Source organism: Amycolatopsis sp. NPDC059021 (assembly GCF_042739895.1).
In the GTDB taxonomy this organism is placed as follows: Bacteria; Actinomycetota; Actinomycetes; order Mycobacteriales; family Pseudonocardiaceae; genus Amycolatopsis.
Genome location: NZ_JBHYIQ010000166.1, coordinates 1 through 14654, shown reverse-complemented (window position 1 = coordinate 14654; position 14654 = coordinate 1). Strand labels below are relative to the sequence as shown.

General features: G+C 69.4%; 11 protein-coding genes. 5 read left to right on the top strand and 6 right to left on the bottom strand.

The window, feature by feature from the left end:
* Window positions 1–99 precede the first annotated feature (99 nt).
* On the bottom strand, window positions 100–1626 hold the full coding sequence (locus ACFWX1_RS46265) for a S8 family serine peptidase (RefSeq protein ID WP_378396306.1): 1527 nt from the start codon (window positions 1624–1626) through the stop codon (window positions 100–102).
* On the bottom strand, window positions 1626–2813 hold the full coding sequence (locus ACFWX1_RS46260; protein WP_378396305.1) for a S8 family peptidase: 1188 nt from the start codon (window positions 2811–2813) through the stop codon (window positions 1626–1628). The genes ACFWX1_RS46265 and ACFWX1_RS46260 overlap by 1 nt, the downstream gene beginning before the upstream one ends.
* A 289-nt stretch (window positions 2814–3102) precedes the next feature.
* Between ACFWX1_RS46260 and ACFWX1_RS46255 the strand changes: the two genes are divergently transcribed.
* Both ACFWX1_RS46255 and ACFWX1_RS46250 read left to right on the top strand, forming a co-directional pair.
* On the top strand, window positions 3103–5973 hold the full coding sequence (locus ACFWX1_RS46255; RefSeq protein WP_378396304.1) for an ATP-binding protein: 2871 nt from the start codon (window positions 3103–3105) through the stop codon (window positions 5971–5973).
* 64 nt (window positions 5974–6037) lie between these two features.
* Window positions 6038–6883, top strand: coding sequence for an NAD(P)H-binding protein (locus ACFWX1_RS46250; protein ID WP_378396303.1), 846 nt, complete (start codon window positions 6038–6040; stop codon window positions 6881–6883).
* A gap of 8 nt (window positions 6884–6891) precedes the next feature.
* Here the strand turns inward: ACFWX1_RS46250 and ACFWX1_RS46245 are convergent, their stop codons facing one another.
* The 3 genes from ACFWX1_RS46245 to ACFWX1_RS46235 form a co-directional block, all read right to left on the bottom strand.
* Complete coding sequence (locus ACFWX1_RS46245) at window positions 6892–9009, bottom strand: (Fe-S)-binding protein (protein WP_378396302.1); 2118 nt, start codon at window positions 9007–9009, stop codon at window positions 6892–6894.
* A 50-nt stretch (window positions 9010–9059) separates the two neighbouring features.
* Complete coding sequence (locus ACFWX1_RS46240; protein WP_378396301.1) at window positions 9060–9503, bottom strand: hypothetical protein; 444 nt, start codon at window positions 9501–9503, stop codon at window positions 9060–9062.
* Window positions 9504–9635: 132 nt separating this feature from the next.
* Window positions 9636–10055, bottom strand: a complete 420-nt coding sequence (locus ACFWX1_RS46235; RefSeq protein WP_378396300.1) for a hypothetical protein — start codon at window positions 10053–10055, stop codon at window positions 9636–9638.
* Between the two features lie 211 nt (window positions 10056–10266).
* Here ACFWX1_RS46235 and ACFWX1_RS46230 point away from each other — a divergent pair, with 211 nt between their 5' ends.
* Window positions 10267–12174 carry a beta-galactosidase gene (locus ACFWX1_RS46230; RefSeq protein ID WP_378396299.1) on the top strand — a complete coding sequence of 636 codons (1908 nt, stop codon included), beginning with the start codon at window positions 10267–10269 and terminating at the stop codon, window positions 12172–12174.
* 141 nt (window positions 12175–12315) lie between these two features.
* A complete protein-coding gene (locus tag ACFWX1_RS46225; RefSeq protein WP_378396298.1) occupies window positions 12316–13053 on the top strand; it encodes a DUF2625 family protein in 738 nt (245 codons plus the stop codon).
* Here ACFWX1_RS46225 and ACFWX1_RS46220 read toward each other — a convergent pair.
* Complete coding sequence (locus ACFWX1_RS46220; RefSeq protein WP_378396297.1) at window positions 13044–13433, bottom strand: VOC family protein; 390 nt, start codon at window positions 13431–13433, stop codon at window positions 13044–13046. The genes ACFWX1_RS46225 and ACFWX1_RS46220 overlap by 10 nt on opposite strands.
* Window positions 13434–13875: 442 nt before the next feature.
* On the opposite strand from ACFWX1_RS46220, the gene ACFWX1_RS46215 reads away from it, so the two are divergent.
* A partial coding sequence (locus tag ACFWX1_RS46215) for a DUF222 domain-containing protein (protein ID WP_378396296.1) occupies window positions 13876–14654 on the top strand: 779 nt, incomplete at its 3' end.

The window sequence follows — 14654 nt, the reverse complement described above, 5'->3', positions numbered from 1 at the left end:
GCTTGTGTCTCGGCTCGGCTGATCACGCCCGCTCTTGTTGCGGGTGCGACGTAGGGGCGGCTCGGGTCGGCCCTCCCCCCCCCCTATCAGCTCAGCGGATCAGAACGTGATGGAGAATCCGTCGATCGTGCCGGTGTCGAAGCGGTAGACGTCCTTGACCCGCAACGTCCACGTGCCGTTCGCCCGCTCGGAGGCGGCGTTCACCGTGTACGTCGTGTGCACGCCGTTCGCCGAGACCGCGCCGCCCGGCTTCTGCAGCGAGAACACCGCACCGCTCGGCCCGACCAGGTCGATGGTCAGGTCCGCGCTGTAGGTGTGGGTGATGTCCACCTTCACCGGCAGCGAGGCCGAAGCCGCGCCGTCACACGAATCCTGGATCACCGAGCTGGTCACCGCGTCCCCGGCGTCCGGAATGGACACCGGCGTGGTGTTCGACTTGACGCCGCACTTCGACGGCGTGCCACCGCCGATGAAGGACACGTTGAGCAGCTTGTTCGGCGAACCACTGCCCGGGTTCTTCACGACGCCGTCGGTGGCGTTGTTCACCAGCGCGTCCCGCACCTGCTGCGCGGTGGCGCCCGGGTTCGCGGACAGGTACAGCGCCGTGGCGCCGGTGACGTGCGGAGTCGCCATCGACGTCCCGCTCATGTTCGCCGTTCCGCCGTTCGACGTGCTCAGCGACGTCACGTTCACGCCGGGCGCGAAAAGGTCGACGCAGGTGCCGTAGTTCGAGAACGAGGCACGGCCGTCCTGGTTGTCCGTCGCGCCGACGGTGATCGCCTCGGGCACCCGTGCCGGGCTGACCGAGCAGGCGTCCGTCGAGCTGTTGCCCGCCGCCACCGAGTACACGATCCCGGCGGCGATGGACTTCTTCAGCGCGTCGTCGCCGACGCCGACCTGATCCATGCCGAGGCTCATGTTCGCCACGGCCGGTTTGACGGCGTTCGCGGTGACCCACTCCATCGCGTCCACCGCGGCGGAGTCCGGTCCGTTGCCGGTGCAGTCGTTGCCGAGCACCTTGAGCCCGACGATCTTGACCTGCTTCGCCACGCCGTAGGTCTTGCTGGCGATGGTGCCCGCGGTGTGACTGCCGTGCCCGTTGCAGTCCTTCCCTTCGCCGCCGACGAAGTCCTTGCCGATCGACGCGCGGCCACCGTACTCCGGGTTGTCCGGGTTGATGCCCGTGTCCAGGTCGTACGCGGTGACCCCGGCCCCACTGTTGGCGTACGTGTACTTCTTGTCCAGTGGCAGGTTCTTCTGGTCGATGCGGTCGAGGCCCCAGGTCGGGTTCGTCTGCGTGTCGGCGATCCGCGCGGTGCCGTCCTCGTACACCGCTTTCACCGCGGGGTCGGCGGCCAGCCGCCGCGCCTGCTTGTCCGTCATCGCGCGGACCGAGAACCCGTGCAACGTCCGCTCGTAGGTCGAGCGCACCTCGCCGCCGTACCGCTGCGCCAACGACACCGACGCCGAGGCAGCGCCGGCATCCTTGAGCACCACGATGTACTGGTCGCCGTAGTGCTGTTTCGCCGGTACGACAACACCTTCCGCCTCGGCCGCGACCGCCTGTCCGGCGCCGAGCGTCAGCAACGACACGCAGGCACCGAGGGCCAGGATCCCGCGCCGCATCAGAACATCGCCCCGGTACCGATGAAGGAGACGTTCAGCAGCTTGTTCGGCGAGCCGCTGCCCGGGTTCTTGATCACGCCCGCGCTCGCGCCACCGGTGAGCGCCTTCTCGACCTCGGCGGGCTTGGCCGACGGGTGCGCCGTCAGGTACAGCGCCGCCGCGCCCGCGACGTGCGGCGTGGCCATCGACGTCCCGCTCATCTGCTGCGTCCCGCCACCGTTGCGCAGCGACGTGATGTTCACGCCCGGCGCGAAGATGTCGGTGCAGTTACCGAAGTTGGAGAACGAGGCCCTGCTGTCCTTGTTGTCCGAGGCGTTCACGGTGATCGCTTCTGGCACCCGCGCCGGGCTGGTGTTGCAGGCGTTCTTGTTGTCGTTGCCCGCCGCGACGGTGTTCGTGACGCCCGCGGCCACCGCCTTCTTCACCGCATTGTCCACAGTGGAACTGGCGGCTCCGCCGAGGCTCATGGTCAGCACCGACGGGGCCTTCGCGTTCTTGGCCACCCAGTCGATCCCGGCGACGACCTGCGCCCACGAGCCCTGGCCCTGGCAGTTCAGCACCCGCACGGCGACGATCTTGGCTTCCTTGGCCACGCCGTAGGTCTTGCTGCCCACGGTGCCGGCGACGTGCGTGCCGTGCCCGTGGCAGTCCGACGCGTCGTCGTCGTTGTCGATGAAGTCGTGGCCACTGGACGCGCGGCCCCCGAACTCGGCCTGTTTGTAGTCGGTCCCGGTGTCGACGACGTACACCGTCGCGCCGTTCCCGCCATTCGGATACGTGTACTTCTGGTCCAGTGGCAGGTCCTTCTGGTCGACGCGGTCGAGACCCCAGGTCGGGTTCGTCTGGGTGCCGGTGACGTGCGCGATCCCGTCCTGCTCGACGTACTCGACGCTCGGGTCGGCGGCGAGCTTGCGGGCCTGAGCCTCGGTCATCGAGGCCGCGAAGCCGCGCAGTGCCGTGTCGTAGGTATAGGTGACCCGTCCGCCGTAGCGGTGCGTGAGGTCACCGGCGGCCGCCGTGAGCGCTCCGCCGGCCTTGAGCGCGACGAGGTAGCTGCCCTCGATCGCGCCCGGGACGCCCGCGTTGCGGATCTGCCCGGTCTGCGCCTGCGCCGGCGCGGCCAGCCCCAGCGAGATCGCGCAGGCGGCCACCACCACGGGGGCCGCCTTGCGATAGACGTTGTGCATACCCAACTCCGTTCGCTCGAACAGAAGAAGCGGAGCGCGGACGGGCCGCGCTCCGGCGGTGACCGAGAGCCACCTCGGTCTCACTGTCGGGGACAATCACTCACGGGAACAAGCGAGGTAGCGGCCCGTATGGCTACCTAACTAATGCCGGCTCATTACCCCCTACGAAAGTTCTGTGACCATCCGGATCTGTTCCGTGACAGGTGCCGCCCGACCTAAGCTGCGTTCACCCGGACAAGGTGGTTTGGGCCTGTACCGCTTTCGGGTGCGCTAGATCGGGAGCAGGGCGATGACCAACGGGATCGTGTGCCGGACGAGTTCCCCGGTCCTCATCGGACGGGCGGCCGAACTGCGCGCGCTGGCCCGCGCCGCCGCCGCGCCGCCCGCGGTGCTGATGCTCGAAGGAGAGGCGGGCGTCGGCAAGACGCGCCTGGTGAGCGAGCTGGTCACCCGGCCGGAAACGGCACGGCACCGGGTCCTCCTCGGGTGCTGTCAGCCGCTGCGCGAGCCGTTCCCCTACGGAGTCGTCATCGAGGCGCTGCGCGGCGTCGACGGCGTGCCCGCCGGGCCGCTGAGCCCGCTCACCGGCGCCCTCGCCCCCTACCTCCCCGAACTGACCCACCTCCCGGAGCCACCGCCACCACTCGGTGACCCGCGGGCGGACCGGCACCGGCTGTTCCGCGCCGTCCGCGCGCTGCTGGACGCGCTCGGCCCGGTGCTGCTCGTGGTCGAGGACGTGCACTGGGCCGACGACGGATCACGGCACTTGCTGCGGTTCCTGATGGGAGATCCGCCGCCGGGGCTGAGCCTGTTGCTGAGTTACCGCGGCGAGGAGGTGCCCGGCGGGCTCCCGCTGGGCAGCGCGTACCGGCCCGCGCCGGGCAGTGCGAGCGTTTTCGTCCGGCTCGCGCCGCTCGACCGCGACGGCGTCCGGCAGCTGACCGGTGCGTTGCTCGGCACCCCCGCCGTCTCCGCCGAGTTCGCCGCCCGGTTGCACGAACGCACGGCCGGACTTCCGTTCGCCGTCGAGGAAACCGTGCACGCCCTGCGCGACCCCGAAGGCGCGGTACAGGCGGACGGCGCGGCGGCGCGAAGACTCCTCGACGCCGTCGAAGTCCCCTCCCTGCTCCGGGACACCATCGTCGAACGGCTCACCGCGCTGCCCCTGGCCGCGCGCCGGATCACCGAGGCGGCCGCCGTGCTCGCCGAACCGGCGCCCCTGGACCTGCTGACGAAGATCTCCGGCCTCGCTCCGGCCCGTGCCCGCCACGCGCTGGTACGCGCGCTGGACCGCGCCATCCTCGTCGAGACCGCCGACTGTCACTACGGCTTCCGGCACACGCTGGCGCAGCAGGCCGTGTACGACACACTGGCGGGCCCGGATCGCCAGGAGCTGCACCGCCGCGCCGTCCGCCTGCTGCGGGACCGGGATCCGGCGCCGCTGGTGCGGCTGGCCGAGCACTGCCGCAAGGCCGGGGACCCCGCGGGCGCGCTGCGCTACGGCGAAGCCGCCGCCGACCAGGCCGGCGCGATGGGCGATCTCGCCGCCGCGATCGATCTGCTCCGCACGGCGCTGGCAGGTCAGGACCTCACACCGTCCGATGTGGACAGATTGGCGGTCAAGCTGAGCACCGTGGCGTGCAACGGCCTGTCCCAGCGCGACGTCGTCACGACACTGGAGCGGCTGCTGTCCGACGAACGGCTGTCCGGGCGGCTGTCCGGCGAGGTCCGGCTGACACTCGGGCTGATGCTGATCCGCCAGGCGGGCAGCCTGGAGGCCGCGCGGGTGGAGATCGAGCTGGCGATCGCCGCGCTGGGCGACCGGCCCGCGCTGGCTGGCCGGGGAATGGCGGTGCTCGCGCAGCCCTGGGTGAGCGACACGCCACTGGCCGAGCACCGGCGCTGGATGGACCGTGTCGACGAGCTGATCGCGGCGGCGTCGTCCGCCGGCGACCACGGGCGCGCGCTGACGCTGATGGCCAACAACGTCGCGTCGCGGCTGCACACCGGCGACGCGCACGCGTGGGCCATGCTCGCCGCCGCGCCCGTCCGGGTCGGCACCGCCGAGGAGCAGCGGCAGCTCGCCCGCCTGCACTGCAACGTCGCCGACGCGTGTTCGTGGATCGGGCACCATCAGCGAGCGGAAAGGCTGCTGCGCAGCGGGATGCGGCTCGCGGCCGACTGCGGCGCGCCGTACGTCGTCGGCACCGCGCGGTCGACCGGGGTGCACACGGACTGGCTCACCGGCAACTGGGCCGGCCTCGACGAACGCGCCGAGGCACTGATCGAGGAATACCGCGATCTGCTCCCGGTGACCAGCGAGCTGTCGCTCATCCTCGGCCTGCTCTCCGCCGCGCGCGGTGCCTGGGACCGCGCGGCGGAGCATTTCGCCGCGACCGCCGTCGACCAGCCGGGAAACGCTTTCACCCCGGTGGTGATCGCCGCGCACGGCGGGATCGCCGCGATGCTGCTCGCCCAGGACTCCGTCGAGACGGCGGTGACACAGGTCGATCGGGGCCTGGAGTTGTTGCGTACCAAGGGTGTCTGGGCATGGGCCGGTGACCTGCTCCCGGTCGCCGCCGACGCGTACTGCCTCGGCGGGCGGGCGAACGCGGCCCGCGCGCTGCTCGGCGAGTTCGAACGCGAGATCAGCACGCTCGACGCGCCGATGGCCCACGCCGCGCTCGCCGCCTGCCGCGGCATCGTGGCCGCGCACCACGGCGAGCTGCCGGACGCGGTCAAGTCCTTCGACGACGCCCGCGGCCAGTACGAACGGCTGCCCGCTCCGTATCACGCCGCGCTGGCTTCCGAGCGGCTCGCGCACTGCCGCCTCCGCCAAGGCGATCCCGCCGCGGCCGCCACGTTCACCGAGCTGGCCGAGGTGTTCGACGGGCTCGGCGCCGCCCGTGACGCCGCCCGCTGCCGCCACGCCTACCGTTCGACCGGCGCCGTCACGCCGTCCCGCCGCGGACGCCGTGGTTACGGCGACGAGCTCTCACCACGCGAGCGCGACGTCGCGCGGCTGCTGGCCGAGGGACACACGAACCGGGAGATCGCCGAGGTGTTGTTCCTCTCACGGCGCACGGTGGAACAGCACGTCGCGAGCGTGCTGCGGAAGCTCAAGGTGCGCTCGCGCGGCGAGCTGGCCGCGTCGCGTTGACTTCAAGCTCCCTTTAAGTTCTACCTTCGCTGGTGTACTCGCAACGGACGAAGGAACCAGCGAAATGACCAAGAAGATTCTTGTCACCGGCGCTACCGGGAACGTCGGCGGCGCGCTCATCGCCCAGCTCGCCGGACGCGACGACGTCACGGTGCGCGCCCTTGTGCGCCACCCCGAGGCCGCCAAGCTCCCGGACGGCGTGGAGGCCGTGCGCGGCGACCTGAACGATCCCGCGAGCCTGCACGCCGCGCTGACCGGCGTCGACAGCGTGTTCCTGGTGTGGCCGCTGCACCCCGGTGGGCAGGCCGGGCCCGTGGTGGACGTCATCGCCGAACACGCGACCCGCGTCGTCTACCTGTCGTCCTCGGCGGTCGACGACGGGGCGGACCCGATCACCAACTCCCACGCCGCGCTCGAAGCCGTCATCCGCGCTTCCGGTCTACAGTGGACATTCCTGCGCGGCGGCGGGTTCGCGGCCAACGCGCTCGGCTGGGCACCGCAGATCCGCGAGGACCGCGTCGTCCGCTGGCCGTACGGCGCCGCCGTCCGCACCCTCGTCCACGAAAAGGACCTCGCCGCCATCGGGGTGCTGGCGCTGACGACCGACGACCACGTCGGCAAGGCCTACGCGCTCACCGGCCCGGAACAGCTCAGCCAGCGCGACCAGGTCCACGCGATCGGCGAGGCGATCGGCACCCCGGTCCGCTGGGAGGAACAGTCCCGGTCCGAGGCCCGCGCCGACCTCCTCGCGCAGGGCTGGCCGGACACGCTGGTCGACGCCGTCCTCGACGCGTGGGCGGGCATGGTCGAGCACCCGGAGAAGGTCTCACCGACGTTCCGCGACCTCACCGGCCACGACCCGCACACCTTCGCCGACTGGGCCGCCGACCACGCCGAAGCCTTCCGCTGAGCCCGCGTTCAGGGGATCACCGGGGCGTCCTCGGGCATCGCCGTCGCCCGCTTCACCGACTCCAGCAGCAGCTGCGAGACGTCCCGCACGTCGACGTTCTCACCGCGCTGCTCGCTCTGCCGCTGCACCAGTCCGTCGGAGATCATCACGCGGCAGAACGGGCAGCCGGTGACGATCGTCTCGGCCTCGGTCGTGAGGGCCTCGTCGACGCGTTCGAGGTTGATGCGCTTGCCGATCTGCTCCTCCATCCACATGCGCGCGCCGCCCGCGCCACAGCACAGCGACCGGTCCGCGTGCCGCGGCATCTCGGCGAGCGTCGCGCCGGCGGCCCCGACCAGATCGCGCGGCGGCGTGTAGACCTTGTTGTGGCGCCCCAGATAGCACGGGTCGTGGTAGGTGACGCTCGGCCCGCTGTCGTCGACCGCCTTCACCGGCGTCAGCCTGCCCGTGCGCACCAGCCGGTTCAGCAGCTGCGTGTGGTGCACGACCTCGTAGTGCCCGTCGAGCTCCGGATACTCCCTGCCGAGGGTGTTCATGCAGTGCGGGCAGGTGGTGACGATCTTGCGCAGCCGCGGTTCCCGGCCCTCGAACACCGCGTTCAGCGTCTCCACGGTCTGCTGCGCCATCATCTGGAACAGGAACTCGTTGCCCGAGCGCCGCGCCGGATCGCCGGTGCAGGATTCGTCCGTGCCGAGCACGACGTACTCCACGCCGGCGATGTGCAGCAGTTCGGCGGTCGCGCGCACGGTTTTGCGGGCGTTGTCGTCGAACGCGCCCGCGCAGCCGACCCAGTAGACATACTCGACGTCCGCGCCGAGTTCGCCGTCGAACACCGGAACGTCGAACCCGAGGTCCTTGGTCCACGCCAGGCGCTCGGAGTTGTTCTGGCCCCAAGGATTCCCCTTGTTCTCCAGGTTGCGGAACAACACGCCCAGTTCGCTCGGGAACGCGGATTCGATCATCACCTGATAGCGCCGCATGTCGACGACGTGGTCGACGTGCTCGATGTCCACCGGGCACTGCTCGACACACGCCCCGCACGTCGTGCACGACCAGAGCACGTCCGGATCGATCACGCCGTTCTCCTCGGCGGTGCCGACCAGCGGACGTGCTTCCGGATTCTCCTTACCGCTCAGGACATACGGCGCCTCTTCGAAGAGGTGGTCCCGCAGCCCCATCACGAGCAGCTTGGGGGACAATGGCTTTTCCGTGTTCCACGCCGGGCACTGCGACTGGCAGCGGCCGCATTCGGTGCAGGTGGCGAAGTCCAGCATGCCCTTCCAGGTGAAGTCCGCGATCTTGCCGCGGCCGAAGACGTCGTCCTCGTCCGGGTCCTCGAAGTCGATCGGCTTGCCCTTCGACTCCATCGGCAGCAGCGGGCCGAGCGCGTCGGGCAGCCGTTTCGCGGTGACGTTCACCGGTGCCAGGAAGATGTGCAGGTGCTTGGAGTACAGCACAATGCTGAGGAACGACAGCATGACACCCAGGTGCAGCAACAGCCCGACCGTCTCCAGCGGCTCGTTGACACCGAGCCCGAGCGGCCGCAGCAGATCGCCGACGCCGAGGGAGACGAACGCGCCCGAGTCGTACGGGAAGTGACCCGCCGCCGAGGACGCGCCGCGGAACAGGAACATCGTCCAGACCACGTTGAAGATCATGATCAGGATCAGCCACGCGCCGCCGGTGTGCGAGCCGTAGAACCGCGACGCCCGCTCCTTGCGGTCCGGGGCCTGCCGGATCCGGATCACCGCGAACACGCCCAGCGAGACGGCGACCGCGACCGCGATGAAGTCCTGGAGGAAGCCCAGCACGGACCAGCGGCCGATCCAGGGGATGTGGAAGTCCTCGTCGAACAGCGCGCCGTACGCCTCGAGGTACACCGACGCGAGGATCACGAAGCCCCAGAACGTGAAGAAGTGCGCGAGCCCCGGTACGGACCATTTCAGCAGCTTGCGCTGCCCGAACACCTCGCGCAGGTGCGCGGCCACGCGACGCCCCAGTTCGTCGGACCGGCCGGTGTCCGGCTGGCCGGACCGGATCAGCCGGACGAGGAACGCGACCCGCCTGCCGGCGAACGCCAGCCCCGCGACGGTCATGAGCAAACCGAGAATCAGACGAACGAGCACGAGTCCTCCACGACGGCGGTTCTTCTACGGGGACGCGATCGGCAAGTGGCTCAATGCGAGCCGGTGTAGTACCGGCACGCCTTGCACGCGTACCGCATCTTCGCCACCCGCCAGCGTTTCCGGTACAGCTCGGGATTTCCCGGCCGCGGTGGGCACACGCCCAGCCGCTCGTACCGCCGGATCCGCTCGCCCGTTTCGTACAGCTCGGTCACGTGCCCGAGATACGCGCGCCGGACGGCGAGTTCGGCTGTCAGGCTTCTGGCGAGGGTGTCCCGGCAGAAGCGGTGGAGGAGTCCCAGATCGGGGAGCCCGCCGAAGCCGGCCACGGCGTGTTCGTCGACGACGCCGTAGCCGGGGTGATCGAGTTTTCCGGTGAGCCGCACCGGAAGCGCGCAGTGCGCGCAGCGAAGGGTGCACGTCAGGCACGCGGTGACATGTCTGAGCCTGCGCTCGCGCGGACCGTCTCCGATCACTGGCCGCACGCGCCACCCCATGGTGCCTCCTCGGACCGGCGATGTGATCGACGCCACCCTTACTGGAGGGTAATGAGGTGCCCCGGAAAAACGACAGGACCAAACGGACTAGTTTGGAGCGCCTGAAAAGCGCAGCGCGTAACGGATCTCCGGTCAGATCACCTTGACGGTCACGAGCAACGTGCCGGATTCGCGCAGTTTCACCGGGATGTCGCCGGTGTGATCCGGGGTGAAACCGATGTCCTCCGGATCACCGGGATCGACGTCGGCGCTCTTGTCCGGATAACCGGCCACGTCGATGTTCTGGTGCACATCGGAGGTCACGTTGATCTTGATCCGCTGACCTTTCTGCAGCTTGAGCACCCCGGGCCGCGGTGAGACCTCGCCCTTCGCGTACACGATGTTGACCTGGGCGTCGGCGCCGCTCGCGGCCGGGCCGCGCACGACGTCGGTTTCGGGGCTCGACTGCGGCGGAGTCGAAGCGGACGTCGAGCCCGAATCGCCCGTCGGGGACGAACAAGCGACCGCGGCGAAGGCCGCGAAGGCCACAACCGGAACAACACTCCACCTCATCGGCGGCACCTCCTCGCGCAAGCGTTCATTCGTATGGCGGTACCCCGCCTCGCGAACCGTGAATCGCCGAAGCGGGGAGAGCCGCCTCACATCGTCCACTGTAGACATCGCCGGTGAGTCACGCATTGCCTTGTCCGCCGCGGCGGGGTTACTCTCGATCAAGGATTGGACTGGACCAAGAACGGACCTTTCCCCGGCAAAGGAGCCCAGCGTGCGGCGACGTCAATTCCTGGTCCTGAGCGCCTTGACCCCGGTGGCGATGGCACTGCCCGCCACGGCCGGCGCGAGCGAAACAGCACGGCACCGATTCGGCTTCGCCGCCGACGGCAGCACGTTCCTGCTGGACGACAAGCCGTTCCAGATCCGCAGCGGCGAACTGCATCCGGCGCGGATCCCGGTCGAATACTGGCGGCACCGGATCCGGATGGCGAAGGCGATGGGTATGAACACCATCGCGGTCTACGTCATGTGGAACTACGTCGAAGAGCGCGAAGGCGTCTTCGATTTCGAGACCGAGCGGCGCGACGTCACCGCGTTCATCCGGCTGTGCGCGGCGGAGGGCATGTGGGTACTGCTGCGGCCCGGCCCGTACGTCTGCGCCGAATGGGATCTCGGGGGCATTCCGCCGTATCTGTTGCGCCACAAGGACATCAAGCTCCGGGTCCGGCGTGCCGAGGATCCGCGTTACTTCGCCGCGGTACAACGGTACGCCGAGGCGCTGAGCCGCCGCGTCCGGCCGCTGCTCGTCGCCAACGGCGGGCCGATCCTGATGGTCCAGGTCGAGAACGAGTACGGCTCCTACGGCAGCGACACGACCTACCTCGAGGAGATCCGGCAGCTGTGGATCTCGAACGGTGTACCAGGCCCCTTCTACACGCAGGACGGGCTCGCCCAGGTCCGGCAGAACCACACCGTCGTCACCGGTGGCGCCATCGGCCTCAGCGGGGGTGACGCCGCACAGATCGCGGGGGCACGGCAGTCGTTCCCGGATGTCCCCGCCATGGCGGGCGAGGTCTACCCCGGCTGGCTCACGCACTGGGGCGAACCGGCGTTCGCCGGTAAGGACAGCGACGTTTCGGCACAGCTCAAGGGATTCATGACCGGCGGGCTGTCGTTCAACCTGTACATGATCCACGGCGGCACCAACTTCGGCTTCTGGGCCGGAGCCAACGCGCGCGACGATTCCGGCGCCTACCAGCCGGACATCACCAGCTACGACTACAACGCGCCGATCACCGAACAAGGCGCCGCCGGACCGCGTTACCACGCCTACCGCTCGATCGTCGGCGGCGCCGTCCCCGATCCGCTTCCGCCGGTCCCCGCCCCGGTCCCGACGTACACCTCCGAAGGCAGGACGTTCACTCCCACGCCCTTCGCCTCCCTGTGGGACAACCTCCCGGCACCGCTGCGCTCGTCGCGACCGCAGCCGATGGAGGCCCACGGACAGAACTCCGGCTTCGTCCTGTACCGCACCAAGATCGACCGCTACTCCGGCGGGAAACTGGACATCCGCTGGGTACACGACTACGCCACGGTGTTCGTCGACGGCCGTTACGCGGGCGGGTTTTCGCGTGCCCGGATTCCGGCCGCCCTCGCCACCCGGCTCAACGTCACCAACGACAATCTGCCGCTCACCCTTCCGCCGGGCTCCGGTTCGCCGACGCTCGACATCGCGGTGGAAGGCATGGGACGCACCAACTTCGGCCACGCCCTGGTCGACCGCAAGGGCATCCTCGAGTCCGTCTCGCTGCGCGGAGCCGAACTCACCGGCTGGGAGGTGTTCCCGCTGCCGATGGACTCGAAGTTCATCGAGACGCTGCGCACCCACGTCAGCGATCCCGGCAGGCCGGGCCTGTTCTTCCGGCTCACCTTCGACGTGTCCACCCTTGGCGATACCTATGTCGACATGTCGAGGTGGACCAAGGGCGTGGTCTGGGTGAACGGCCACAACCTCGGCCGCTACTGGACGATCGGCCCACAGCATCGGCTCTTCTGCCCGGCGCCGTGGCTGCGGCGGGACCGCAACGAACTCGTCGTGTTCGACCTGCACCAGACCACTGCCTCGCCGATCGGTTTCGCGGCCACGCTCGCGGCCTCCGAGGCCGAACGGGCACGATAATCGCGCTCGACGGGCAGGAGACGTTACTCGAATCGCCTCGCCAGGTTAGATTCCGCCGTCAGGCGGCGCGGTTACGCCTGGCTATCCACTGTGGACGGCGGTGCCGCTTCGTCCCGAGACGCCGAGCCAGGAAGCGATACCGTGCGAGACATCACCGAGCTTGTCGACGTGCCCTACCCGTCGTGGCCGATGCTGGCCGACGCACTCGCCAGCAGCTTCACCAGCCATGTCGTGCTGCCACCGGATCCGGAGCAATGCCAGGCAACGCTGCTCCAGCTCCAGGTGACCGCGCGCTCGCCACTGGGCGCGATCGCGCTGAACACCGGCGGCATCCTGGTGCACGACGGGTGGCTGCGCGTCTATGGCGGGTCCGGTGGCGGCCCGGACGGGCTGCCCAGCATGGCGGAGGTCAACGGGTTCCCCTCGACGGCCGAAGAAGGCTGGCAACCGGCTGCGGGCCTCATCATCGCCCACGACGTGCTCGGCGGTGTGTTCGCGCTGAACGGGATGGAGCACGAACAGCACGGCAGGCCCGGCGCGCCCGGCAGCGTCGTGTACTTCTCGCCTTCCAGCCTGGTCTGGGAAGACCTGGAGATGGGGCACAGCCAGTGGCTCACCTGGCTGCTGGACGGCGGCGCCGCGGGGCACTACCACGACCTGCTCTGGCCGACCTGGCGCACCGAGGTGGCCGAACTCGGCCTGCGGGACGGCATCACGGTGTACCCGTTCCTCTGGTCGCAGGAAGCGCAAGAGGATATGGCCGCCACCACGCGCAAACCGGCGCCGCTGACGCAGATCCTCGATCTGCACGCCGGTTTCTGCGACCAGCTGGGCCTCGCTCAGCCGGGCGAACTGGGCGCGAGTCCCGTTCAGGGGTGACGACCCGCGAGGACACAGAACTCGTTCCCCTCCGGATCGGCGAGCGTCACCCAGCTCTCCTCGCCCGTCTGACCGACGTCGGCGTGTTTCGCGCCCAGCTCGAGCAGACGACGGACCTCTTCGTCCTGCTCCCGGTCGGTCGCGTTGAGGTCGATGTGGAGCCTGTTCTTGACGGTCTTGCCCTCGGGCACGCGCGCGAAGGTCAGCGTCGGCGGCACCGGCCCGAGACGGTTCCTGCCCTCGGGCACCTCGGGAGAGCCGATGGTGACGAGCCCGTCCTCTTCGCCCTGCACCTCATAGCCGAGCACTGCGCACCAGAACCGGGCGAGGCCTTGGGGATCGGCGCAGTCGATCGCGAGCTCGGTGAACTTACTGGCCATCTCAGGATCTCCCAGTCAAGTAGCGGACCCGCCGTGGCGAGAGGGGTCACGCGCGGTGAAACCCACGGTACCTTGATCACGCGCCCGGCGCGGACCCCGGCCACCGAGTGACGCCCTGGTGTGCCTGGGAGCCAACGCCTGGAACTTGAGCAGTCACACCCGAGGCTGCCGCACTGTCTACAAAGGACGCGATCTCGGTCGAATTGCCGCGTGCTCCGGCGAGCCTTCCAGCCTGGTCGCCACGCGACCGCGCCTCGCTCTTTCCCGTGGGCCGGCGCGCCAGCGATGCACGCCATCCGGCACACCCTGCACTCACCGTGACCTCCGTACCGAAGGCAGGCACGACGTGGCTGAAAATCCTTACACAGCAAGGAAAAGCGCGTTTTGCAGGTTCACCCGATCGATAGCACACATGTTCGATCAGGCGGCGTATCGTGGAGGTATGTCAGTCGACAGCAACACCTCCGCGACGCGCACCGAGTGGTGGCGCGCCGATGTCGGCTGCCTGCTGGACAGGCTCCTGGAGTCCGAGTGTGTGCAGCGCCGCGAAGCCGCGGTCCAGGGCGAGGTCATGGCCGAACTCGAACGCCGCGGAATCCGCGACACCACCGGATACGGAAGTCTCGTGCGACTGTTGCAGGAGACGCTGAACATCCCGTATGCCGAGGCGAAAGCTCGCGCGGCGCGAGCACTGGCGCTCAATAGCACCCGCGACCTGACTTCCGGAGAGCAGCCGCCTACTGCGCCCGCGACGGCGCAGGCCGCGAGCGAGGGTGCGGTCGGCGCCGCGCAGATCGACGAGATCCTGCGGGTGCTGGACAAGCTTCCCCAGACCGTGTCGGTGCAGGATCGGGAGCAGGCGGAGAAAATCCTCGCCGAACTCGCCCGCGCGGCTGGTCCCCGGGAGATCCGCGCTGCCGGACGACGCCTGCTGAGCCAGCTCGACCCCGACGGGAAAGAGCCCAAAACCCGGGAACCGAAACCCTTCCAACCCGAGTTCTCCATCGCCCCACACCGCGACGGCGGACACCAGATCAAAGCCCGCGTCGATGACGAAACCTCCGCACGCCTGCAAGCCATGCTCGACCCACTCGCCAAACCCCGCCCCGCCACCGAAGAAGACGGACGCGACACCCGAACCCAGTGGGAGCGACGCGGGTGCGCGTTCTCGGAACTGGTGCGGATGTGGGCCGAACACCCCGACCTGCCCACCCAAGCCGG